Below are 23,873 nucleotides of genomic sequence, written 5' to 3' on the forward strand. Positions count from 1 at the left end.
ATTCAACAGTTTCCCCTTCAATTTACAAATCCATCATATTTTTTGCTATACTCGTCATGCTTGCGATCCAATTCGCGTTTTTTATCTATGTATGCCAGATATTCTTCTTTGGTATAAAATGTTGCATTTTTGCAGTATTTCTTAAGAACATTCCACATTTCTTCATTGTACACCGCGCCAAATAACGGATTATCGCAACTACCTTCCGCAACTATATAGCTTCCGTTATAAAACTGCCATAATTCTCTATCATAGACGGGATTCTTACGATTCTTTACCATAGGTGTCAGCTCAAGCGGACATATATCAGTATGATAAACTTTGCAAACCCTATCATAGCTAACAGTATACTTACAAAAACATTTCCCTCTAACGGGATCTTCCTCAAAATGAGCTTCCGTCTCGCTCAAAGTAAGTGTTGCATTTCTTTCCGAAGTAGACAAACAAACCAGCACAATCAATCCTGTGAGCAGTAGAATAACCACACAGTAAAAAGCAAACAAACAATACTCTTCTGCTATCAATGCTACAGTAATAGGATATATAGCCAGAAACGCAAATAATATAGCAGAAACAATTATTGAATACCAATACATCGCACCTGCTATTTTTTCCCACACAGGATTTTTCCCCGCATTTATCCGATCCTCCCTGCTAAATTTAACCTTCTTATGTACCCTGTACTGATAAACCATTATTAAATAATTTCATCCTTCCACACTTTATATAAATATAAGCGCACTTAATCTTCCATTTGGAGAATTCTTCTTTTCCCATAATATGTGCTCTTATCCCTTACGATAAAGAGCTCCCACATCAGTTATCTTTTCATATACGAAGACCAGTTCTTCCATGCCCTTTAACTCTTTGACCTCATAGCCGTTACACTTTAGTCCGTCAATTACAATACCCAGCAATTTCTTCCATTCACGCAAAAAACTGTCAATCGGCATTCTCACTTCAGCTTTGCTGTTTAGCAGATTCTCGAGATTTCCCACAGTGCAATCCCAATGCGACAAAATAGCAATTTCCTCGTCATGCCATTCAATCTCCCAATCGCATCGAAACACTTGTAAAAAAATTCATCGTACTTTCTCCACTTTGCACGCATACATTTAATCCGTTTTTTCAATACTCTCTTCTCGTTGAAAATCATTACCTCGCATGATATGCCGTTAATCATAATGTTACATTTTTTCAACTCAGATAGCAACTAAGGAGAATTTACGCTATATGGAGACTTTTTTCATAGCTGATACACATTTTAACCACGACCGCGAATTCATTTACAGAGTACGCGGATTTAATAACATCCAAGAAATGAATACCGCAATAATAAATAACTGGAACAATGCTATAAGCTGCAACGATCAAGTATATTTCCTGGGTGATTTCTTTTTGGGAACGGACGAAGAATTCATACTTGATACAATAAACGGCTTAAACGGTGAGATTCACCTTATATTGGGAAACCATGATACGAATAAAAAAATGTTTTGCCAGCGTTGCTGACTAAATTAGCTACATCACATATAATCTAAAGATAAAAGAGAGAAGGTTGTTTTACAACCCACCGGATTATTGCGCGCTTACCTTATTTCACTAGAATCGCTATAGATGTCATAATCTTTCTTTTTCTCTATTTTCAAAGTGAAATGATCTATGGGTAACTCACCTTTTTTCTTAAGCTGCTCATTATCAACATTCGGAATCCCCGAGTGCAAAAGAGAGCACCGTAAACTATACATTACTTCTCCAGACAAATACGGCATCGCTTCGTCTGCAGTCTGATGCGGATTTTTCTCAGCATATCCCATTTCTTTGTTATACCAATCGATATACCTTTTTCCTACACTTGGTTCATTTGGGAACTCCGCCTTACCACATATATCTGGAAGAGTTAATGCAGAATTTAATGCCACATAGTATAAGTCATGGTCTAATGCACCTTATATCATCAATAATTCTTTGAACCATAATCCCCCCAAGAATATCATATTTTATACTTTTTAAAGTCCTCTAACAAAGTATGTAAGCTTTCCAACGTCTGTTTAGGATTGTCATCTTTATAGCAAGAAAGTGCCTTTGTTTCAAGCGAAAACCCCTTTACACTATCATAAAATGCACTTAAAGGCTCACTATAATAAATAGACTGATCAAACATCTTATATAAGTAATTAAATGTGTATATTTTAGCCATTACATCTTTACAATTACCATCATAAAAATTGGGCAAAAGTAAAAACGCATTATGTAAAGCAACTGGATATCGAATTAATGGTGTCGCCTGATATGTAGCAGACACCAACAATACGTCAATTGCCTGTTGCAAAGGTCCGAAAAAGGAAAAATAAAAATATTCTCCTTGCGTGTACCCCTCTCCCATAAGTGTTCTTGTTATATCAATGGCTTGTTCCACTCTCGCCTTGAAATTTACGCTAATGTCATCATTTTCATAAAGGCATACAACATCTTTATATTCATCTTTAAAATGATTATTTACATCTTCTACCGTAATACACGTCTTAAAATAATCATCCAAATTAGTTATATTATCGAAAAATTCAATAAATGCCTTCTCTCCTATCTTAATAAGTTCAGCTTCTTCGATTGTATTTCCCATACTACGTAAAGGCAGTACCGTTACTAGCCCTTCACATTTTTCTAATATATCAATATTGTCTTTTGCACATACAGGAACTTTTTCTGTAAAAGCCTTAGGCATCTCGCTCCATCTATGACAAATCTCACAATACTTTCCCAATGGATCATCAAATATATGAACATCCCCCATTAAGATAAATGGATATTGTTCCCCGTTTTCAACATCAAAATAGGTTGCTGCAGTGTAAAATACTGCATTCCTTTCCTTAACAACATATTGCAAGTACATATCTATTACTGGTTTCTTTTTATGCCAAAATAAGGAGATCGAATCTAGTGCCACTGTAACATACTTTTCATCCTCTAACATTGGTAATGTATATTTCAGCAAATCCAAGTACTGTGATTGTATTTCTTTAATTTGTTTCTCCAACAAGTGTGTGCTCATAGTTGTCTATTTCTCCAATCTTCGATTCAGGAACGCCATATACCGAATCCAAAAAATGAATTGTTTTATTCATTACGTAAACACAATCATTAAAAATACTTTTTAATGTCACTTCCTCATTAACATTAGGAACGCAATGATATTGATGTGCTGGATTGTCACACTTTAACATTGAGCTTTCTCTAATCGCCCCCCATAAACCATGTTCAAAAGCTGAATCATAATCATAATATAAACCAAACAAATCCTTTTCATCGACCTTGCTAGCTTTCTCTCTGATATTATCGTTTTTAAAATATCTAGTATCCATATCTTGAAATTCTTCAAATTTATACTCATTAACAATAGCCTCCAAAATATGCGTATCCACATGAGCTTCACGCTTATTTTCGCATTCTCTATGTCTAGCCAACACTAACTTATATTGCCCTATACCATATGTTTCAAATTCATCCCAAATGGATGAATTATCCTTTTCAAGCATCACCATATACTTCATCATGATATAGTTTTCAATCATGCTTCGAATGATTGACCTTCCAGATATGGCATTATAAAGGTTATGCATTTCCGCTTCTTCAAGTCGTTTAAATGAATAAGTTGCTATGCCAAGAAGGACTTTCATTCTTTTGTCCAGTGGGTCACATGCCTCATATAATTGCTGAAAATAATAAAATATATCTTTTACTAGTTCATAATACTTTTTTGTATCTTCTTTTTCTTTATCAAACCCCATAATATATAAATCACACTCCGTCAATTCACTAATCGCATTCCAAAACACATTTATATAATCATCATTTGCTTTTTCATTTGATAAAAGAACTAATTCACATGAACGAATCAAAGCTCCTATCAGCTCCATCTCTTCAGCAGAATTATGCTCAAACTGATATTTAAACAATAAATCCCCCTGCTCTTTTTTCATATGCAATTTTCCACAAATAAGACTATAGACCAGTGGAACATATCGTATATCCGTAGCACCTTTTGAATTATGTCCCATTACTTTTTTCATACAATCTTGAATTATCTTTACTCTTTCATCAATCAGCATGCTATTACTAAATTTTAAAGCAAACATAGAATCAATTTCACCCGATATAACTACTGTCAACGGTGCCATACAATCTATGCCTACATAGTCAAGCAAAGCAGTAAAAACACATTCTTTTTCGGCTTCACTAGCCAACAAAATATCGGACATTCTAATATGTGTTAATGAAGTTTTTTCCTTTATGGCACGTAAAATAGGACTTAATCTTCTAAATCCCTCTTGTCTACCATATTTATGAAATATCAAAGCTATCCATATATACTCGGGTAATCTTCCATAAGTCCATGATTTGTTATCATCAACAGGACTCATAAACTCATTCCAAGGCGATATGAACTTTCCTTTCGTGAATCTGTATGAAGATAATTTTGTATACTCCACGTTTAGAGCTCCTTTAAATACAATATTATAACTAACAAACAACTAGCTCTAATTATACAAAAGCCTGCTGAAGATTAAATCTCCAACAGGCATTATTTTCGTTGTATTGAGCTCAGTGGTAGTTACACTTTACACCATTTTTACGCCATTTTAACATCGGCTTTTATATTAGTTTCATCAAGATACATGAAGTTAAGCATTCTCGAAGTCCTGTAAACATAGGGTTTTATCGACTTTCATATCAAATACATCGATTTTTATGAAACCGCTATCGAACTTCGATTCCAAGACGCATCTCGTTTTATCTCCTTTTATAAAAAAATCTTAATACAATTTTCCTATTACACAAAAAGCCCTAACATGGCAGAATATATATTACCATGTCAGGGCAATTTTGTAAAAATGTTCGACATAGCGGATTTTATTCCCTCTTTCGAGAGGAACAGTTGAATAAAAACGCAACAAATTATCTGTATATTTTGCAATTTTATCAGTATAATAAAGCTATTACGATAAACAAGACTGCATAATTACAGTAAACATTCTATTCATTGAAAAAGGATTATAATATGGGGGCACAAAATACAAAAAAATCTGAAGAATTATTTACATCTCGTAAGGAAGTAATAGAAGAACTGTTGTCTAGGACTTCTTTCGTAAGCAAAAATCCAACTCTATCTCTTTTATCATATATTTATGGATATAGCGGATTAGGAAAATCATACCTTGTTCAGGCTGTTCATAAAGAGTTATACACAAGTTCCATTTACTATAAGTATTATGGTTCAGACGACATTACCTTTTTAGAAGGGTTTGCATATGCGATTATACAAAATAAGGCTTTTTCTTCTCTTAAGTGGAAAAAAATGACAGCCATAGCTAAAGACTATGATATCTACTACAACTTCAAAGCAGATTTCAGATGGAAAGATTCTATACCAGAATACCTTATTAATTCCAGCATGGCTGTTCTTGGTGCAGCCTGTCCAAATCTTGCTATTCCAGCAACTATTTTACAATCTGTATCAACCGGAGCCGGAACCCTCCAGAATCATCTTGCCAAGATAAGCAATAATGCTATTAGTCTGCTTGACAGGCGCGCTTTTTTCAACAGCATACTTGATGCTTTCATACAAGATTTTAATACTTTTTTAGCTGAAAACACTTTAGAATCACCAATCACTATCATCCTTGATATTGAAGGTGAAAAAGAATCCTGCATAAAAAATAAAATTCCTGAATTTATTAAAAGACTAGTAAACAGCTTTGCAGGAATCCACTGGATAATAACTGGAAGAGATGTCAAAAACGTTTCACTCATCGACGATATCGAATCCAGAATTGCCAGCATTCAGCAAAATAAAGTATTTGCGCTGGAAAACATTTCCCAAGAAGAAATCGCAGAATATTTCTGCTCTCAATATGGCATTCCTGAAGAATATGCAAAAAAACTTGCTATTACGTCCAAGGGAATTCCATATTACGCAGCTATTTTGGCCGAAAGTTATAAAAGAAACAGTCACCTTAAGGAAACCGATTTAGAAAATACTTCAAACGACTTTTTCAATTATGTCTTAAATACATTCAATGAATCTCAAAAAGAATGTCTATTCAAGCTTGCATTCCTGGGATGCTGGAATGACAATAAAATTGATTTTGAAGGTTATTCAGCGATAAAACAGACATCAATTGTAAGACCTACAATAGATAACTACATCATAATGGACGCATCTATTAGAACACTCATTTTTGAAAACATGGATGCGTATCAAATTGGTACATATGTTAAGCACTCAGCCAAATATTGGAATAGTATATTTGCAGATAAAAGCTGTTCTCCTCTTGATTACAATATTCCATTTGTATTGGAAATGTTGTATTCTGTTTGGCAAAAAAACGCTTCCACGATATGTAATACTGATTTCATCGATCTGATATATACGCTAATATATTACCTCAAGTCCATTAGTGCTTACTACGAAATATTCAAATATACAGATTTATACACAGAAAACCTTAAAACATCAAACGATGTTCTCTTTAATGCTATGTTCTTATTAGAAGCAGATGCATCAAGAATTTTAGGCGAATGGGATAAAGCATTCGAAATAGATACAGCTTTATCCATGAAAGCATTAGATGAAACAGAGAAATATGCCATCAAACTATGCTTACTTCATGACTGCTTAGGAAGGCACAAAGTATCCGAAAACATGGTTGAGTGCAAAAAGCTTTTCCTCGAAATAAAAAGCAAATACCCCAAAGATTCTACGTTATCATCTATGGCAAGTGAAGTCTATTCAAAATACTTGTTTGATCTAAGAAACTTTAAAGAAGCCGCATCTGTCGCCAATGAAAACTTGAATCTCCGTAGAGATCTCTATGAAGCAAACCAAAATCCAATATATAGAGACAACTACCTCGCAGCTTTAAGCAACGCGACAATATATAACAGCAAGATTCCAGGCACTACCGACCACATAGTCACACAAAAAGAATTATTAAATGTGATGAAACAGTTATATGGTAATTCCCATCCAAATACTTTAACTGCGAAATTAAACTATTTCACATATCTTGCTGATAATGGAAATTATAAAATGGCAATAACAAATATTGAAGATTTAATCAAGCAGATTACCGAATTAGATGATAAATACAACACCAGTACATTGTTCCGCGCCAAAATAAATAGAATAAATTTTATAGCAAATAACGGTGACTATGAACGCGCCATCAATGAAGGTAAGCCTTTATTATCAGAGATAAAAACTGAGTTTGGAAGGGAAAGCGAATTCGCAGCAAATCTCGAAGCTGATATTTCATATTATTATATGCATCTTGAACAATACGCCAAAGCAGCTCGCTACGCTAAAAGAGCCACAAAAGCACGTAAAAAAGTATTAGGTCAAAACCATCCTTTGACTTTAGATATTGAAGATGTCATGGCTAATGCTATTTTTGCAAATGGTTTTTCCAACTTTTTGGGACTTAATCCAGAAACAGGTAACGACAGACTTAAGTGCTGCGGTAAAAATATTATGGAGATCGTTGAAGCATCAAATAAATATAAGAATAATGTTTTCAGCAATGATACAAAACTTGTTGAAGAAGGAAAAGAAGCCATGCTAGAAGGTATCAAAATATGCAAAGATGTTTGTAATCGTATGGAAAAGTATAATTTTGAACCTACAAGAACCCAAAATGCAAAAGCTGGATTACAAAAAATGGAATTAATTTTTGCACAAATAACCTCTATCCCATGATGAGATAGAGGTTTTGTTTGTTAATCTGAACCTTGATCTGAAAGGCTTCCGAAATTTGACAACTTCTTTTTCTACCGCGTATATCTTTTTATTTCATAGTAACCGAATCCCATGTGTCGGAGGGAACAAGTGTAATATATGTCTTACCTGTATTGATCTCAATCTCTTTACCGTTATCGTCATAAAACTTGGTAAGGTGAGTTGCATCATCTTTAACCCATGTAACAGGCTTTCCGACGCCATTTGTTATGTACCATCCGGCCTTACCCGCATCGATACAGTTATAAATCAGATAACCTCCGTCATCAAGCTGGTTGAAATCACATTTCTGAATAAATACATTTTTAAAGCTCAGAGGCTCTCCATCCTCCGCATCCTCATGGCGCGAGCCGTACTCGTAATACTCATATTCTTTAGTCTCTTCGTTATACTTTAGAGTAGAAGTGTTGTGCCAGAAAGGAAGCGCGATTTCCGTTACCGGATACGTCTTGTCATAAACCTTTGTAAGGTCGACTTCTTTGCCGTAAGGAGCAAAGTTAAAATGACTTCCCTCATTTCTATACTCAGTATAAGTTGTTGAATATGAGGAATCGCTCTTCATACTTGAGAAGTTCTTATCCAGATCTCCCGAACAGATATACTCGGTAAATTCTTTGCGCTTTCCGTTATTAACTCTTGAAAATGTTCCGGAAAAATGCTGTGCCCAAGGCTTCTCCAAATATGCATTGATATGAACCGGAGGCCCTCCGTCATGGCAAAGCACCGCATCCCACTCTGATGCAAGAAGAATATTTGTAGGACGCGTACTTCTGATACTGCCCATCTGTTCAATCTTGCCCCAGTCTTTCACAATACACATAAGTCTTGTAATTCTGTCATTCTTTGTACTGTTCATCAGTTCATAAACAACATCCGCTTCCGAAGTTCCAAAATGTGGAAGCGCCATCTTCTCATTATCGACCATTACGGCGATTGGTCTCTGATCCTTAATATCTTCACTTATCGGCTCACCTGTGATCTCGCTGAGGTACATTCCTTCCGGAATTTCAAAGTTTACCGCTTCTCCCGATGCATCTGCTGCAGTATCGGTATTGTTACTTGCAACATCTTCAAAAGAAACTGCAAAAGAAGAATCATCCGCACCATTATCCTTGCCGCAGGCAACAGCCGAAATCACCATAAAAGCGCACATTGCAAGTGAAGCGATTTTTTTACTCCTTTTCATAGAAATCTTCTCCCATTTTTTACCAAAACTTTTTTTCTGTGTTCATACATAGCATTGTATTGGAAAAATTTTTAAGTTTCTATGGGGTAAACCTTTAAGAATTGTTTAAGACCTCACCTGTTTTACGCAAAAAGAGCCAGTCTCTATGATACTTTCCCGGATTTGAAAAATCAGCTATTTCTCACACATCAAAATCATCATAATCGCTGTTGTCATATCCGCCGTAACTTGCGTATTCTTTTCTCTTCTCCTGCTCCTGCTGGGATTTTTTGGCAGCCTTCTCTTTTTTGGCCTTTTTCTTGCGCTTTATTCTGCGAACTTCTTCCTCGTCTTCTTCCTCGTATTCATCGTCGTAATCATCATACTCTTCGTATTCCGCATCGCTTTCATTCCTGATAAACAGCAAAAGAGCCCTAAAATGATGAATTATAAATATCGCCACAATCAAGAATATATCTGTATATAAAACTCCTACTATGTAGAAATTCTGTTCAATGAGATATCCCAGTTTGAATCCGATAAAACTGAGCAATCCCGACAAAACAACAGCAAAAACAAGAAGGAGTCCGTGCCTTATCGCGCCCAGTATCGCACAGATAAAGTCCATGAACGATGCATCGAAATACACGAATCTACCGATCATAAGACCAAAATAATACATCATAATAGGGCTATAAATATCCGTATCAAAAGATTTATCACCAATAGCATTAAAGCTGTTAAAGCTCAATAGAATAATAATCGCATAAAACATTCCGAGCATTCTGACAGATGCCTTGTCATCTTTGGAGATTCTCCTGAGCGGAATGATTATCTTGTCAAGAATTGTATTTATAAGACATGACATCGAAATAAGAAATAAAAGCACAAAATCTTTGCTTGTATCCCAGATATAATAAAACTGCCTTATTCCATCCGATAGTTTTTTGGCATTTCCCGACTTAACAATAGGTGTCAACAATTCAAAAATATGATTGCAGACTACATATGAGCACGCAAAAAGAAGTACCGAAGTACCCGAAATGATCATCTCAAAAAATAGCTGTATATTATCTATATTGCGCCTTTTGAATTCATCGTGTCTTTCGCTACTGTCGACCAGACATACCGACATCCTTGTTCCAAACATAATAATCAATATAATCAGAAATATTCCGGCAAAAGCCATACCCAAGAATATAAGCTTCTTCATGTTGTCGAAATCCGGGTTAATATATCTATCAATTGTCATTTGCTCAAAAATTCCTCCGTCAAATCATACATATATATGTTACCATATTTTTATCTTATGCGCTGTTTTTTTAACAAATAATATTTTATAAATTTGTCTCTATTCTAAAAAAAGGATAAACCTTTAAGAAGATAACGTAAATCAATCTTTACAAGTTTGCAGAATATAAACTAAAATATTAGTATAGTTCGACATTTAAATCTATTCTCAGATTTTATATCTAAGAATAATAAGCATATGATTATTACACCAAAAATGCGAAGGAGGCAATAACATTGGAAGAAATCATTTTGACCGGTGAACAGATAGATACAATCGGTGAAATCGCCAATATCAGCATGGGTAATTCTGCTACAACTCTCAGCTTAATGGTAAATAGAAAAGTTGACATAACTACTCCCAATGTAAAAGTCATAAAAAGAAGCGAAGCATTGGATGATTATGAAAAAACCTGCATTTTTGTACAGATACATTACGTAAAAGGCCTTGAAGGCAACAATGTCCTTATTCTCAAAGAGCACGATGTAAAAGTTATGACAGATCTTATGATGGGCGGCGACGGAACCAATACAGAAGGTGAGATCTCAGACCTTCATCTTTCGGCTGCATCCGAAGCAATGAACCAGATGATGGGTACAAGCGCCACTTCTTTATCATCCATGCTCGGCGTTGCAACTGACATAAGCACTCCGATCGTAAACAGAATTGATGTTGAAAGTATCAAAGTTTTTGAGAAAATGTTTGATACTACATACGATAAATTTGTTAAAATAGCTTTTAGGATGACAATCGGTGATTTAATTGATTCCGTTATGGTACAATTATATCCGATACGATTCGCAAAAGATATGTGCAACAAATTTTATACAAAGGAAAACGCAGCTAACAATGAATAAAGCAGAAACATTAGAGATCAAAAAACAATTCACACCTGACAGGTGTACAATCGACCACATCTGCGGATGCTATGTGGATCACGACAAAAACAAACTATTCACTTTCAGAAAAGCCTTCGGTCAGATACCGGAGGAAGAGATGTTCAAATATCTCGATATTTTCCAGCATACTCTTGCAGGAACATTTGGCAAGAATCTGATCAGTCTTGAGTTTCCTCTTGACCAGGAACAGCCGGGAGGTACTCAGGACTTTCTTTTGACCTTGAGAAATTCCCAGTTGCAGGATGACGAGCTTGTTGATGAGTTCTATGACAAGATAATCGCCAACTACGTTAACGGTGAAAATTACTACATCATCATAGTTCACGCAGCATACGATATCCCTGGTGTTACAAGCGACGGAATCGAGATGGAGGATGCGTCAGAGAACGTATATGACTATATCCTTTGCAGCATCTGTCCCGTTAAGCTCTCAAAGGCAGGACTCGGCTACAATGAGAAAACAAATGTAATCGAGGAAAGATTCAGAGACTGGATCGTTGACGGACCTACAAAAGGCTTCCTCTTCCCCGCTTTCATCGAAAGAGATACCGATATCCACAACATGCTCTACTTCACCAAGAAGCCCGACGACCTTCAGCCTGAATTTATCGAGGCAATGTTCGGCGGAAGAGCTCCTTTGGCTGCTCCGGAGCAGAAAGGTATCTTTGATACGGTAGTTCAGAATACCATCGGAGAAAACGCCGACTACGACATCATGAAGAACATTCATGACAACTTAAATGACATGATTGAAGATCACGCTGACGACTACGAGCCTCTTGAGCTCAAGAAAGATGACGTTAAGCAGCTTCTTCACGACAGCGGAGTATCTGACGAGCGTCTTGATTATTTCGATGAGACCTACTCAAAATGTGCAGGTGACGAGGACTACCCTCTCCTTGCAAGCAACATCGCAAATACCAAGAAGTTCGATATCGAAACTCCTAACGTAGTCATCAAGGTTAAGCCCGACAGAACAGATCTTGTTGAATCCAAGATTGTCGACGGCAGACAATGCCTTGTTATCGCTGTTGATGACCACATTGAAGTAAACGGAATCAATGTAAGAACATTCATGGACAGATAAAAAGCCAGAAAAAATGAACCCGCTAAGGCTATCAATTATAGCCTGCGGGTACTTTTTTATCCACAAAGATATTCACATAAGGAACTCATATATTCGATAGGTCAAAAAATCCAGTGCCTTCTCATCAACGGAATATATCATATAATTTCCTTTTCTCGTCTTGGTAACCAGCCCTCCTTCGCTAAGTATCTTCAGCTGCTTTGATACTGCGGCCTCGGATATTTTAAGCTTCTTAGCAAGATGCTGGGTTGAATCCGGCATATGCTTAAGGCTCTTTAGGATGCTGAGTCTTGTCGCATCCGCCAGTCCGTTATAGAGGCCCACCAGTTCTTTTGGCGGAGAAATCTGAGTATTTTTATTATTAAAATATTTGACCGTCAAAAGTTCTTTCTTGTAATATCCCATGATAAGATGCGGACTTAAGAAAGTACTGCCTGTCAGATATATTTTATCAATATCATCATAGTCATAACGGAACTCTTTGTTTTTATAAAAAATAACTTCGTTTTCCGTAAGCTGCAGCCTTTCATGAACAGAGAATAATGACTTTGCTATTCCCTCTTTTTCCCACTCTCTGAAAACTTTCCTGAGTGCTGTGGTCATAAGAGGTTCGATAATGATGATTTCATTCCTGAAATACTCTTCATAAAACTTTCGTGAGACTTCAATTATCTTTTTCTTCTGAGACAAAGTCACATCACAGCCGTTTAATTCAAATATCTTTTTCCAGCGCCTTATATCGAATCCATCCAGTACACAAAGCGCCTCATCAATATCCATGTCTCTCAGATCGGTGCAGGTGTCGTAATAGACAAAATCGGGAGGAGCAAGCCATGCATTTGTACAATCAGACAACGCTCTTATATCGTCGATCAGCTCCTTGCAGACAATGTTGCTGACTCTTTCAAACCAGCCGGGCCTGCCGGTATGATGCTCAGGATTACATACAACATGCATTGCAGCAAACATCTCAAAGAGCGGAGAAAAAAATATCTCCCCACTTTTACCATATGTCCACGACTTTTCAATTCTGTCAGTATATACGCCAATCTTCATTTGATTACCTTAATCAGAAAAGAATAACATTTCCCGTCTTTCTCATATGTTTTTCAACTATATGTATTGTAATCAATGTAGCCGACAAAAGCACCAAAATTATTACAAGACTGATAATAACAACATTTTTCACGGAACTGATATCCGCCGAATTAAGCATCACCTGCCTAAGAGCCTCAAGAGCGTATGTAAGAGGGAAAATGCAGCTTATTACCCTTGCCCACCCCGGAAAAATGCTTACGGGAACTTTTACTCCCGAGAAAATCTCCATAGGTTCCTCCAAAACAGTAAACAAAAAATCCGTGTCTCTTGAATATAAAAAGCAGGCATTAAGAAACGCTCCCCAGAGCAAAGCCACACATAAAAAGATCGGTATTACCGTCACAAGCCCGATCACATTTATGCTCAAAGACTCTTTATTGTATAAGATTATAAGAGCCCCAAATACCGCCATCGCCACAGATCCCTCAAATACTGACGACAGCGCATTTCCAAGGATCACCGCCATTCGGCTTGCGGGAGAAAGATAGATATACTCAAGTGTCCCGCTCTGCCTTTCAAACGAAAAATGCCATGCAGACTGGACAACCGACCTAAAAAAGCTCATGCCCATATATCCGATGAGCAAAAATACCATTATATTTCCGCCGCTTATATATGAAACAACGCTTCCTTCAATATCAAAAACCTTGTAGCTGTAGTAACTTGCCATAAAGCTCAAAAACGGCCAAAGAAACAAAGACACATATATAAGTTTGTTGCTAAAATAATTCCTGTGCTGCTTCCAGCTTTCTGCCAGCATTACCTTAAAAAAATATTTCATGCAATATCAACCCCCTTACTTTCAATGTTTTTGGAAAGCTTTATCACCGCCTGTTCAAGGGACGGCTCCAGTTTATGAAGCTCATTTATTATAAGACTCTCATTTACTGCAAACTCCGCTATATTCGCCGACAACTCCGCTTTGGAAGTTATCACGGCATTTCCGTTTTCATGCATAACCTCAGATTCTAAGTCGATGCTCCTTAGATGGTCTCTCAGCTTTATAATTATCGCTTCGTCCATCCCCTTTACGGAAAAGACATATCGGTTCTTGGAAAAGACATAATCAGTCAGATTTTTCTTGGTTCCCTCAAATACCAATTCACCTGCGTTTACCAGATAAATATAATCGCAGAGTTCTTCTACCTCCGATAGATAATGTGACGTCAGCAAAATTCCTTTCTCTTCCTCTTTTGCAAGCCTTATTATCTCCTTATGGAGTTCCTGCGTAACAATAGCATCTAAGCCTATCGTGGGTTCGTCCAGGAATATATATTTAGGATCGTTTATCATGCCTCTTGCTATCTGCAATCGCTGTTTCATTCCCTTCGAAAAAGTTTCAACGGGAAGATTTGCCTTTTCCTCGAGTCCTACGATTTTAAGAAGCTCTTCAATTCTTTTTTTCAAAAGAGAATTCTCTATCCCGTACAGCTGGCCGTAGTACCAGAGATTTTCATACGCGGTCAGTTTCCAATAGATCATCCTCTCACCGCCCGCGATCATATTGATCTGTCTTTTTACCTTGTCAGGATGTGCGATCGCATCGATACCGTCAAAAGAATAAGTTCCTGCAGTAGGCTCTATGAGTGTTGTGAGCATCTTGATCGTTGTGGTCTTTCCCGCTCCGTTTATTCCCAAGAGCCCTACGATCTGTCCTTTCTCAAGCTTCATGGATATATCCTTAACCGCCTCGATTTTTTCTTTTTCTGAGCAAAAAAAGTTTTGTCTTCTCTTTACTTCATATATCTTCTTTAATCCATTAACTTCTATCATGTCGATCTTATCCCTCCATTTTTTCAAGTGCTATCTTTTCAAGCTGTTTCAAAAGCGGAAATCCTGTAAAAACGTACACACTCCCCACCAGAAATATCCTCATTGCGATATAGATAAACCGCCCGTTTGTAAGTCCGCCCAGAAAATCCGCACGCATAAGTGTCAGGCAATCGGTAACGGGTATGATGTTTCCCACAAATTGAAGAATCCCAGGCAGATATTCTTTCGGAAAAGTTATTCCACATACCAAAAATATCGCGGTAAACAAAGTATTTTGTGATATATAGGTATCTCTTGTATAGATCATCACGCAGCCAAGAATAAGTGACAGTCCAAAGAATCCGTATATAGACAGGATCAATGCGATCACAAATTTCCAAAAACAAAAATCATGTATCTTAAGGCCAAAGAACACTCCAATTACCATTGCTATGGCCGTTTCTCCCAATGTCATGATTGTCTGCAATATCATATTCCCGACAAAATAGGATGTTCTCTTAAACGGCGCAAGCATAAGGCTCTCAAGCGTTCCTTCCCGTAGTTCTGTAATAAGCCTTCTGCTAACGTTGAGACATGTCCGGACCACAAACATGTATACCAGGCTTCCGACTATCGCATAACTCATGTAATCGCTTGTTCCTGTAAGATTGGAAAAATCTGTCGCCAGTCTTTTTCCGAAAAAGTAATGATACATCATCCATGCACCAAATACAGTATAAAAAGATGTCAGAATGCATCCCAACATAAAATCGACCGGATAGGCCCGTAGCCGTATCTGAAACTCTTTTTTGATCGTCGCCCTCAAAACTTTCAAATCCATCTGCGCTCCTTTTGATTAACTGTTTGGTTAATCATTTTGTTTTTTCTAAAATTTGAACGCATTTTAATCAGTCCGAGATCGTTTGTCAATCATAATTGCGCATCCCTGCGGAGCGTTTTTGTATCATAGGAAAGCAATTTCCTATGATACAAAAAAGGACTGTGCACTAATCGCTTAGTGTACAGTCCTTTTGGACCTTACGTCCTATTATAAATTTCAAATTTTTCAAAAACTTTAATCCCAATCGTTTTGCCGGACGATTCCGTATCAATAACCCCCGGGATCTGATAATCAATTATTAATTCCTACTTTTTAGCATTTCGATAGCGGTCGTATTATGTCGCCCTGATTCCTGAGCGGAATAATCGTACTTCTTAAGAAGACGTTCCCTCATCTCCTCAGGATGATTATATAATTGATCCATAATTCTATCAAAAGCTTGTCTCCATTCGCCCATACTAATGTACCTCCATTTGACAAACAACGATAGCGTGTACAATAGTATAGTTTTTCAGAGTTTTTCGCAATAGGTAATTCAACCAAAAAATGAATTATTTTTTTACTAAATCTTTATACCAGCCTCAGATCGCAGCAATAGCCTTCTTCGGGCACTTTGAAACGCAAGTGTCACAATGTACACATTTATCCTGATCGATACTTGCAACATTGTTTTCCACCACTATCGCTCCGGTAGGACAATCTCTCTCACATATGTGGCATCCGATACATCCGACCTTGCAGTATTTATTGACATATTTGCCCATGTCCTGTGACTTGCAAGCAACAACCTCTCTTGACTCATAAGGTATAAGATTGATGAGATTTCTGGGACATATATCCACGCACTTGCCACACGCTTTACATTTCTCCATGTCTACCATCGCCACGCCGTTATGCACGTGTATCGCATCAAACTGACATACAGATACGCAACTTCCTCCTCCGAGGCATCCGTATCCGCAGGTCTTTGAACCGCCGCCCGGTGCCTGTGCCTGGAATCTGCAATCATCTGCTCCTTTATACTCATACTTCTGGGTAGCCTGTTCGCAATCTCCGCTACAATGCACAAATGCGACCATTCGCCTTGTTTTTCCGGCTTTTACTCCCATTATTCCCGAGATTACTTCTGCAACCGGTGCACCTCCTACAGGACACTGATTTACAGCCGCTTCACCTTTTGCAATAGCCGTCGCACAGCCCGAACATCCGGGGTATCCGCAACCTCCGCAGTTACTTCCGGGAAGCGCCTCAAGAATTGCCGCTTCTTTTTCATCGACATCTACATGAAGCTTCATATCAGCCAATCCCAGAATTAATCCTATGGCAATTCCAATGCCCGCAACAACAATCGTTGCAACGATTATTCCACTGATCATAAGTCTTTCTCCTTTTTACAGCGTACTCCTGCGCTGTGTTTATTTCAAAGCCGAAAATCCCGTAAACGCGATTGCCATAAGCCCCGAAGTAAGAAGTACAATAGGCATTCCCTTAAATGACTCCGGTATGTCGTTGTACTCCATCTTTTCGCGAAGTCCTGCCAGAATAACTATCGCGATTGTAAAACCGGCCGCTGTGGAGAAGCCACAGACCGTACTACCCTCTATGGTGTAATTGTTTGTAACGTTGGTAAGCGCAACACCAAGAACCGCACAGTTTGTTGTAATAAGCGGAAGGTAAACACCAAGAGCTTTATACAGTGAAACAATATATTTTTTTAATATCATCTCAACAAACTGAACAAGCATCGCTACAACAAGGATAAATACGATTGTCTGCAAATATCCGAGATCGAACGGTTTTAAAACAAACCAGTAGATCGTGCTACATACGAGCGATGAAAGCGTCATGACAAAAATACATGCGCCGCCCATACCAAGTGCGGTATCTATCCTCTTGGAAACTCCAAGGAAAGGGCAAAGTCCGAGGAACTGGCTCAAAACAACGTTATTGATAAGCGAAGCAGAAAGCATAAGTGCTAAAAATTCAAGTACTGTCTCTGTCATCATTATTTAGCCTCCTTCTTCTTTTTTGCCGAATTGGCTTTAACCTTGTTCATAAATGCAATAAGAAATGCAAGAACAAAGAAAGCTCCTGCCTGCTGAACAAAAATGCTGACCGGCTGATATTTGGCAAGATATGCTCCTATTGTTCCCGGAATAACAGAACCAATTCCAAGAATCTGTATATTAAATGCCGTACCTGCACCGATAAGCTCTCTGAAAAGACCTATCACGGTTATCGCGCATGTAAATCCTATTCCCATTCCCACACCATCGTAGAATGAAGGAACTATTCCATGCTTACTTGCATATGCTTCCGCTCTTCCAAAGATAATACAGTTAACAACGATAAGCGGAATATACACTCCAAGTGCTTTATTAAGTGCAGGAAAATATGCCTGCATCAAAAGCTGAACAATTGTAACAAAAGATGCTATTACAACTATAAACGAAGGAATCCTGACTGTAGCAGGAATAATCTTTCTCAGCGCCGCAATTACCGCATTACTTAGCGCCAAAACAAATGTAGTTGCAAGTCCCATTCCAAGTCCGTTCATAGCGGATGATGTAACCGCAAGTGTGGGACACATGCCGATCATCAATACCAGTGTAGGATTCTCGGCAATGAGACCGTTAAAAAATCTTTCGGCGGGAGAATCTTGTACCAATCCAAGCGCGCCTTTTTTTACTTCTTCACTCATCACCTTGCTCCTTTCAAAGCATAATCAAAATATGCATTTGCAACACTTACTCCATCTGTAATTGCCCTGGATGTTATTGTTGCTCCGGATATCGCTTCAATCTGAGAACCGGAATCTGTAAGCTGACCTTCTTTTACAACCGTAAACTGCAATGCATTTTTTCCTGCAAATTGAGGAACAATGACCTTCTCTGCATTCATGCCAAGTCCCGGTGTCTCAGCTATTGAAATAATGGATATTCCATTAATTTTGGAATCATTACTAATTCCCACGGTAAAGACTATATTGTCTCCATAGCCTTTGGATCTCACCTGGATAACATATCCTATTGCTGTTCCGTTCATGTCTATAGCCTGCTTTACGCTAAGGATCATGATACCTTTTTTATCTCCGAGCGCTTCTTCAAAAGCATCGAGATTAACTCCCAGCTCATTAAATGTCACGGCATCACTGAACACCGCCTGATTTGCTTTATTCTGTGCCTGACTATCCTGATAAGCTATAGGATCCTTGGTAACCTGATAAACAAGTCCCAAAAGCGCTCCTGCTATCAAAGTGATAAAGAAAAGGATAAAGGCGTTTTTTATCATGTGAAATACATTGCTCATGCTTTATTCGCCTCCTTTTTTCGCTTTTTTCCTGATTCCGAAAGCCTTGGGAATAGTCACTTTTTCAATAAGAGGAACCAGAAGATTTCCAATAATGATGGCATATGAAACACCCTCAGCATTTGCACCGAAAGTACGGAACAGTCCCGTCAAAAGTCCGAGTATGATTCCGTATATATATCTTCCCTTCGGAGTTATCGGGCAAGTTACATAATCGGTTGCCATGAAAAAAGCACCGAGCATAAGTCCACCACCTGCAAGCTGCGCCGATATATAACCCCAGTTAAATCCGTATTTTCCAAACAGACCTACAAAAACCACAAATGAAACGATATAGCTAAACGGGATTGCATAATCAATTACACCAACAGCGATAAGGATTATCGCACCTGCAATAATGGCGATCGTTGATGTTTCTCCGATCGTACCGCCGGTTCTTCCAATCAGCATATCCATTATGTTGACCTGGATACCATTTTTCAGATTGAAAAGAGGTGTAGCTCCCGAATATGTATCAGTAGTAAAATTAGTCATTATCGCAGGAAAAGAGATCATAAGAAAGCACCTTGCTCCAAGAGCGGGATTCATGAAATTCTGTCCCAGACCTCCAAAAAGCTGCTTAACCATAATGATCGCGAATACTCCGCCAAGAGCAGGTACCCAAAGCGGTACTTCAGGCGGCATGTTAAGTGCAAGCAATAAACCTGTAACTACCGCGGTAAAATCGCCTATAGTCACGCGCTTACGAAGCAATATCTCATATACGAGTTCTGAAACAACACATGCTGCTACAGAAACTCCGATAACAAACATGGTATAAATACCAAAATTATATATTCCGTATCCGGTAGCCGGAAGAAGCGCAATAAGTACCCATATCATAATATTTGATGTGGTCACGCTCGATCTGACATGCGGATTGGATGACACTTTTCTTAATTTACCCATTAAAATGGCCCCCTCACTTTTTCCTATTTGCAAGCTGAATCTTTCTCATACCCTTGATAAGCTGGGTAAGCTGTCTCCTCGCAGGGCAGATATAACTGCAACATCCGCACTCGCAGCATTCCATTCCATACAAATGAAGGAATTTCTTCTCATCATTATGTTCTACGGCATCAGCAAGATTCTTGGGAATAAGTCTCTCAGGACACACCTCGACACATCTTGCACAGTTGATACATGCCGATGGTTCAAACTGCGAAACAGCGTCCTTTGTAAGACATGTTAAAGCCGATGCAGTCTTAGTGGTGGGAACATCAAGATCGAATATGGCAAATCCCATCATGGGACCACCTGATATTATCTTTGCAGGCTCTTTACGGAATCCGCCCGCATCTTCAAGAAGCTCTGTATAGCTTGTTCCGATTCTGACTTTATAGTTTCTGGGATCCGCAACGGCATCGCCCGTAATGGTCACAATTCGCTCCATCAACGGTCTGCCCTCTTTTACGGCTCTGCAGACAGCACAAAGAGTATCAACATTATCTACGATACATCCTGCATCTGCAGGGAGCATAGATGAGTTGATCTCTCTTCCCGTAACGGCATAAATGAGCATACGCTCAGCACCCTCGGGATATTTTGTTTTAACAGCCTTTACGCTTATTTTTTCTTCGTCTTTTGTAAGTTCCTTGAACTTCTTGATCGCGTCAGGCTTATTATCTTCAATCGCAAGTATTCCTCTTGCATTAGGGAAAATGCTAACGGCAATCTTCAGTCCTTCCAAAAGCAGTTCAGGCTCCTCGATCATACGTCTGTAATCGGATGTCAGATACGGTTCACACTCTGAACAGTTTGCGATTACATAGTCAATCTTATCCGGCTCCTTTGGTGAAAATTTTACAGCAGTAGGAAATCCTGCTCCTCCCATACCAACAACGCCGGCCTCTCTGACAGCCTCGATCTTGTCTTCAGCAGTCATGTCCTCGTAACGCTTACGTGGTCTGAATCTCACCTCATCATAAAGCTCATCGTTCTCAACGATGATGCTCTCACACATAGCTCCCGTAGCAAGTCGTCTTGGTTCAATCGCAACAACAGTTCCGGAAACAGTCGAATAAATCGGAGCCGAAACAAATCCATTCGCCTCCGCAATCTTCTGTCCCGTCAAAACATGATCCCCTACGGCAACTATAGCCTTTGCCGGTGCACCTATGTGCTGTGACAAAGGATATACCAAATCTCCTTTTGGTAGCACTGATTTTATGGGCTTATCCTTAGATAATTCTTTGCCTTCGTAAGGATGTATACCGCCCTTAAAAGTACCTCTTGCCATTTCCTACCCTTCTTTCGATATTTTAGAAAATATTTCAACTGCTTTAATTGTATCAAATTTTTAATCAAAATTAATGATTAATCTAAAAAAATGAGTATATTATTTTAGCAAAAAAAAGCTTTAGTTTTTGTGGTACAATTATTTATAAGGTGATTTTTGAAAGTAGGTATAACGCAACATGAAGAAAAGTGTCAAGAGCATCACATTTTCAGCAGATCACATAATACATAAGTTGCCGAAAATGCTTGGTTGCAGTAATAACGACATATTATTTATAGATATAGAAACCACCGGCTTGTCCCCAAGAACCTCGGATATTTATATGATAGGTCTGGGTTATTATGACGACGGATTCTGGCATATTTTGCAACTTTTTGCAGAAAATGCTTCTGAAGAATCCAAAATTCTGAAAATTTACTCTCAGAATTTTTCCGATCATTCAAAAGTTTTAAGTTTCAACGGAGATAAATTCGATCTTCCTTTTTTAAAAAATAAGCTTGCAAAGCACAACATATCCGATCCTCTTGAAAACGCAACTTCCATAGATCTTCACAAAGTATTGCGTCCATATCAGGATCAATTGGGACTTATAGATTGCAAGCAAAAAACAATCGAGATGTATCTCGGAATAGAAAGAAAGAGTAATTACGACAGCAAAACTCTTATACCGATTTATAATTCCTACAAAAAAGCCGTGGCAAGAAAGCCGCTCGAAATACTATTTTTGCATAATTATGAAGATGTAAAAGGGATGTTTTCTCTTTTACCGATGCTGCAATTTCTGAAATTCTTCTCATTATTCATAAATATGCCCAAGATATCCATCAAGACGGATGAGCCTGTTTCGCAAGATGACTATATGGATCCAAATGCCGCCGAAGATGATATACTCCTTCCTGTCAGAGCCAGAAAGGTCCAGGTCAATTGCTACAATGACTACGAAGGAAATCAGAAAAAAGAGATATTTATGAGACTGTCACTCCCTTTTGCTCTTCCATCTTCATTAACAGGGCATTTGGATGACTGCTATTTCAAAATAGAAAAAGACGAAGCTATACTCAGAGTTCCCATATTTGAAGCAGAGCTCAAGTATTTCTATTCAAACTACAACGACTACTACTATCTTCCCAAAGAAGATACAGCGATTCACAAATCAATCGCATCATTTGTCGACAGGAATTACAGAGTAAAAGCCAAACCCGAGACCTGCTACACCAAGAAAGCAGGCCAGTACCTACGAGAATGGGATCTTGTTTTTGCACCGTTCTTCAAATCAGATTACAAGGATGACAGAATATTCTTTGATCTCAATGCCAATCTCAAGCAGAGCCGCTTTGCTCTTAGTGTATATGCATCACACATAATCGCACACATTCTTGAAATATAAAAGGCTGCCGCATCAATAGCGACAGCCTTTTGTAATATCACTTATCACATAGGTTTTTCGTAATAGAAGGAATTCTTTCTTACATAACCCATTTCTTTATAATTTATTATCTGCTCCGTGCTTCCGATAAAGAGTATTCCACCGGGTGCAAGAGAATCAAAGTATTTTCTGAATATTTCATCCTTTGCTTCCTCTGTGAAATAGATAAGCACGTTTCTGCATACAAGCAGGTGGCAATCTTTCGGATAAGGATCACGCAAAAGATCAGCCTGTTTGAAGGTAACTCTAGACTTTATTTCTTCCGATACCTTCATCTTGCCATCAGGAGTCTCTTCAAAATATTTGCTCTTAAATTCAGCAGGAACACCGGCAACTTCTTTCTTGTCATAGATTCCCGCTTTAGCCTTTGCAAGTACAACAGCATCAAGGTCTGTTGCAAGAACATTGATCTGATTCAAAGGCATATGCTTAGAAAGCATCATAACAATAGTATATGGTTCATCACCTGTAGAACAGGCAGCACTCCAGATTTTAAGGTTTTTCCCAAACTTACTCATAAGTTCGGGAACCATTTCTTTATCCATCAAATTCCATTGGTCAGCATTTCTGAAAAACTCAGAAACATTGATGGTAAGGTAAGATACAAAAGAATCAAGTGCCTCCCTGTCCTTTTTGATAAGTTCGGCAAATCCGTCATATCCTTTTACATCATACTTCCCTATGAGGGTATCGATTCTCCTCTTCATCTGTTTCTCTTTGTATGAATTGAGGTCAATCTTAGTCAGATCATAGACTGCTTTTTTAAACCACTCATAATCATATGCCATGGAAATTCCTCCTGATATATTATTAAATTTTATGATAAATAACTATGTTCCAATAAAAGACAGCTGATTTATCGGTCATTAACTATAATACCATTCTATATTAGTGCGAATTGTATGTAAAATTAAAAAAAAATAAAAACCGGC

General features: G+C 38.1%; 23 protein-coding genes and 1 pseudogene. 5 read left to right on the forward strand and 19 right to left on the reverse strand.

Annotated elements, in window-relative coordinates; translation table 11 throughout:
- Nucleotides 1–17: 17 nt before the first annotated feature.
- Together T356_RS0113740 and T356_RS19535 are read right to left on the reverse strand one after the other, a co-directional pair.
- The gene (locus T356_RS0113740; protein WP_026514977.1) at nt 18–695 is read right to left on the reverse strand and encodes a hypothetical protein; all 678 of its coding nucleotides are present in this window, start codon (nt 693–695) and stop codon (nt 18–20) included.
- Between the two features lie 93 nt (nt 696–788).
- Nucleotides 789–998 carry a hypothetical protein gene (locus tag T356_RS19535; protein WP_197020920.1) on the reverse strand — a complete coding sequence of 70 codons (210 nt, stop codon included), beginning with the start codon at nt 996–998 and terminating at the stop codon, nt 789–791.
- Between the two features lie 235 nt (nt 999–1,233).
- Between T356_RS19535 and T356_RS19540 the strand changes: the two genes are divergently transcribed.
- Complete coding sequence (locus tag T356_RS19540; RefSeq protein WP_051563449.1) at nt 1,234–1,512, forward strand: metallophosphoesterase; 279 nt, start codon at nt 1,234–1,236, stop codon at nt 1,510–1,512.
- A gap of 77 nt (nt 1,513–1,589) precedes the next feature.
- On the opposite strand, the gene T356_RS19545 is transcribed toward T356_RS19540, so the two are convergent.
- From T356_RS19545 to T356_RS0113765, 3 genes are all read right to left on the reverse strand, one after another.
- Nucleotides 1,590–1,922 carry a hypothetical protein gene (locus T356_RS19545; RefSeq protein WP_051563450.1) on the reverse strand — a complete coding sequence of 111 codons (333 nt, stop codon included), beginning with the start codon at nt 1,920–1,922 and terminating at the stop codon, nt 1,590–1,592.
- A 71-nt stretch (nt 1,923–1,993) separates the two neighbouring features.
- Entirely contained in the window at nt 1,994–3,052 is a 1,059-nt protein-coding gene (locus T356_RS0113760) for a hypothetical protein (protein ID WP_026514978.1), read from the reverse strand.
- The gene (locus tag T356_RS0113765; protein WP_155839042.1) at nt 3,021–4,421 is read right to left on the reverse strand and encodes a DUF5677 domain-containing protein; all 1,401 of its coding nucleotides are present in this window, start codon (nt 4,419–4,421) and stop codon (nt 3,021–3,023) included. Before T356_RS0113765 ends, T356_RS0113760 begins: the two co-directional genes overlap by 32 nt.
- A 638-nt stretch (nt 4,422–5,059) precedes the next feature.
- On the opposite strand from T356_RS0113765, the gene T356_RS0113770 reads away from it, so the two are divergent.
- Nucleotides 5,060–7,756 carry a tetratricopeptide repeat protein gene (locus T356_RS0113770; RefSeq protein WP_026514980.1) on the forward strand — a complete coding sequence of 899 codons (2,697 nt, stop codon included), beginning with the start codon at nt 5,060–5,062 and terminating at the stop codon, nt 7,754–7,756.
- 88 nt (nt 7,757–7,844) lie between these two features.
- Here the strand turns inward: T356_RS0113770 and T356_RS0113775 are convergent, their stop codons facing one another.
- Together T356_RS0113775 and T356_RS0113780 are read right to left on the reverse strand one after the other, a co-directional pair.
- Complete coding sequence (locus T356_RS0113775) at nt 7,845–8,981, reverse strand: DUF3048 domain-containing protein (RefSeq protein WP_035781170.1); 1,137 nt, start codon at nt 8,979–8,981, stop codon at nt 7,845–7,847.
- A gap of 181 nt (nt 8,982–9,162) precedes the next feature.
- Nucleotides 9,163–10,212, reverse strand: a complete 1,050-nt coding sequence (locus tag T356_RS0113780; RefSeq protein WP_026514982.1) for a hypothetical protein — start codon at nt 10,210–10,212, stop codon at nt 9,163–9,165.
- Between the two features lie 293 nt (nt 10,213–10,505).
- On the opposite strand from T356_RS0113780, the pseudogene fliY reads away from it, so the two are divergent.
- Together fliY and T356_RS0113790 are read left to right on the forward strand one after the other, a co-directional pair.
- A pseudogene (fliY, locus tag T356_RS0113785) lies at nt 10,506–11,066 on the forward strand (flagellar motor switch phosphatase FliY); the annotation flags it as partial.
- Nucleotides 11,067–11,100: 34 nt separating this feature from the next.
- A complete protein-coding gene (locus T356_RS0113790) occupies nt 11,101–12,237 on the forward strand; it encodes a DUF4317 domain-containing protein (protein WP_026514984.1) in 1,137 nt (378 codons plus the stop codon).
- A 72-nt stretch (nt 12,238–12,309) separates the two neighbouring features.
- On the opposite strand, the gene T356_RS0113795 is transcribed toward T356_RS0113790, so the two are convergent.
- The 11 genes from T356_RS0113795 to rsxC form a co-directional block, all read right to left on the reverse strand.
- Complete coding sequence (locus tag T356_RS0113795) at nt 12,310–13,293, reverse strand: ArsR/SmtB family transcription factor (RefSeq protein ID WP_026514985.1); 984 nt, start codon at nt 13,291–13,293, stop codon at nt 12,310–12,312.
- Nucleotides 13,294–13,306: 13 nt separating this feature from the next.
- A complete protein-coding gene (locus T356_RS0113800) occupies nt 13,307–14,116 on the reverse strand; it encodes an ABC transporter permease (protein ID WP_026514986.1) in 810 nt (269 codons plus the stop codon).
- Nucleotides 14,113–15,108: an ABC transporter ATP-binding protein gene (locus T356_RS0113805; RefSeq protein WP_026514987.1), complete on the reverse strand. Its 996-nt coding sequence runs from the start codon at nt 15,106–15,108 to the stop codon at nt 14,113–14,115. Before T356_RS0113805 ends, T356_RS0113800 begins: the two co-directional genes overlap by 4 nt.
- Nucleotides 15,109–15,115: 7 nt before the next feature.
- On the reverse strand, nt 15,116–15,928 hold the full coding sequence (locus tag T356_RS0113810; RefSeq protein WP_026514988.1) for an ABC transporter permease: 813 nt from the start codon (nt 15,926–15,928) through the stop codon (nt 15,116–15,118).
- Between the two features lie 298 nt (nt 15,929–16,226).
- Nucleotides 16,227–16,385, reverse strand: coding sequence for a hypothetical protein (locus T356_RS21165; RefSeq protein ID WP_155839043.1), 159 nt, complete (start codon nt 16,383–16,385; stop codon nt 16,227–16,229).
- 124 nt (nt 16,386–16,509) lie between these two features.
- Nucleotides 16,510–17,304 carry an RnfABCDGE type electron transport complex subunit B gene (locus T356_RS0113820; RefSeq protein ID WP_026514989.1) on the reverse strand — a complete coding sequence of 265 codons (795 nt, stop codon included), beginning with the start codon at nt 17,302–17,304 and terminating at the stop codon, nt 16,510–16,512.
- 39 nt (nt 17,305–17,343) lie between these two features.
- Nucleotides 17,344–17,931: an electron transport complex protein RnfA gene (locus T356_RS0113825; protein ID WP_026514990.1), complete on the reverse strand. Its 588-nt coding sequence runs from the start codon at nt 17,929–17,931 to the stop codon at nt 17,344–17,346.
- Nucleotides 17,932–17,933: 2 nt separating this feature from the next.
- Nucleotides 17,934–18,629, reverse strand: a complete 696-nt coding sequence (rsxE, locus tag T356_RS19550; protein WP_081777859.1) for an electron transport complex subunit RsxE — start codon at nt 18,627–18,629, stop codon at nt 17,934–17,936.
- Nucleotides 18,629–19,237 carry an RnfABCDGE type electron transport complex subunit G gene (locus tag T356_RS0113835; RefSeq protein ID WP_026514991.1) on the reverse strand — a complete coding sequence of 203 codons (609 nt, stop codon included), beginning with the start codon at nt 19,235–19,237 and terminating at the stop codon, nt 18,629–18,631. Before T356_RS0113835 ends, rsxE begins: the two co-directional genes overlap by 1 nt.
- 3 nt (nt 19,238–19,240) lie before the next feature.
- Nucleotides 19,241–20,185: an RnfABCDGE type electron transport complex subunit D gene (locus tag T356_RS0113840; protein ID WP_026514992.1), complete on the reverse strand. Its 945-nt coding sequence runs from the start codon at nt 20,183–20,185 to the stop codon at nt 19,241–19,243.
- A gap of 13 nt (nt 20,186–20,198) precedes the next feature.
- Nucleotides 20,199–21,515 (reverse strand): electron transport complex subunit RsxC, encoded by a 1,317-nt coding sequence (rsxC, locus tag T356_RS0113845; protein ID WP_026514993.1) that lies wholly within the window; start codon nt 21,513–21,515, stop codon nt 20,199–20,201.
- A gap of 178 nt (nt 21,516–21,693) precedes the next feature.
- On the opposite strand from rsxC, the gene T356_RS0113850 reads away from it, so the two are divergent.
- Nucleotides 21,694–22,902 (forward strand): ribonuclease H-like domain-containing protein, encoded by a 1,209-nt coding sequence (locus T356_RS0113850; protein WP_026514994.1) that lies wholly within the window; start codon nt 21,694–21,696, stop codon nt 22,900–22,902.
- Between the two features lie 44 nt (nt 22,903–22,946).
- Here the strand turns inward: T356_RS0113850 and T356_RS0113855 are convergent, their stop codons facing one another.
- Nucleotides 22,947–23,729 carry a CheR family methyltransferase gene (locus tag T356_RS0113855; protein ID WP_026514995.1) on the reverse strand — a complete coding sequence of 261 codons (783 nt, stop codon included), beginning with the start codon at nt 23,727–23,729 and terminating at the stop codon, nt 22,947–22,949.
- Between the last annotated feature and the right edge of the window lie 144 nt (nt 23,730–23,873).

The organism is Butyrivibrio sp. LB2008 (genome assembly GCF_000621565.1).
Classification (GTDB): domain Bacteria; phylum Bacillota; class Clostridia; order Lachnospirales; family Lachnospiraceae; genus Butyrivibrio.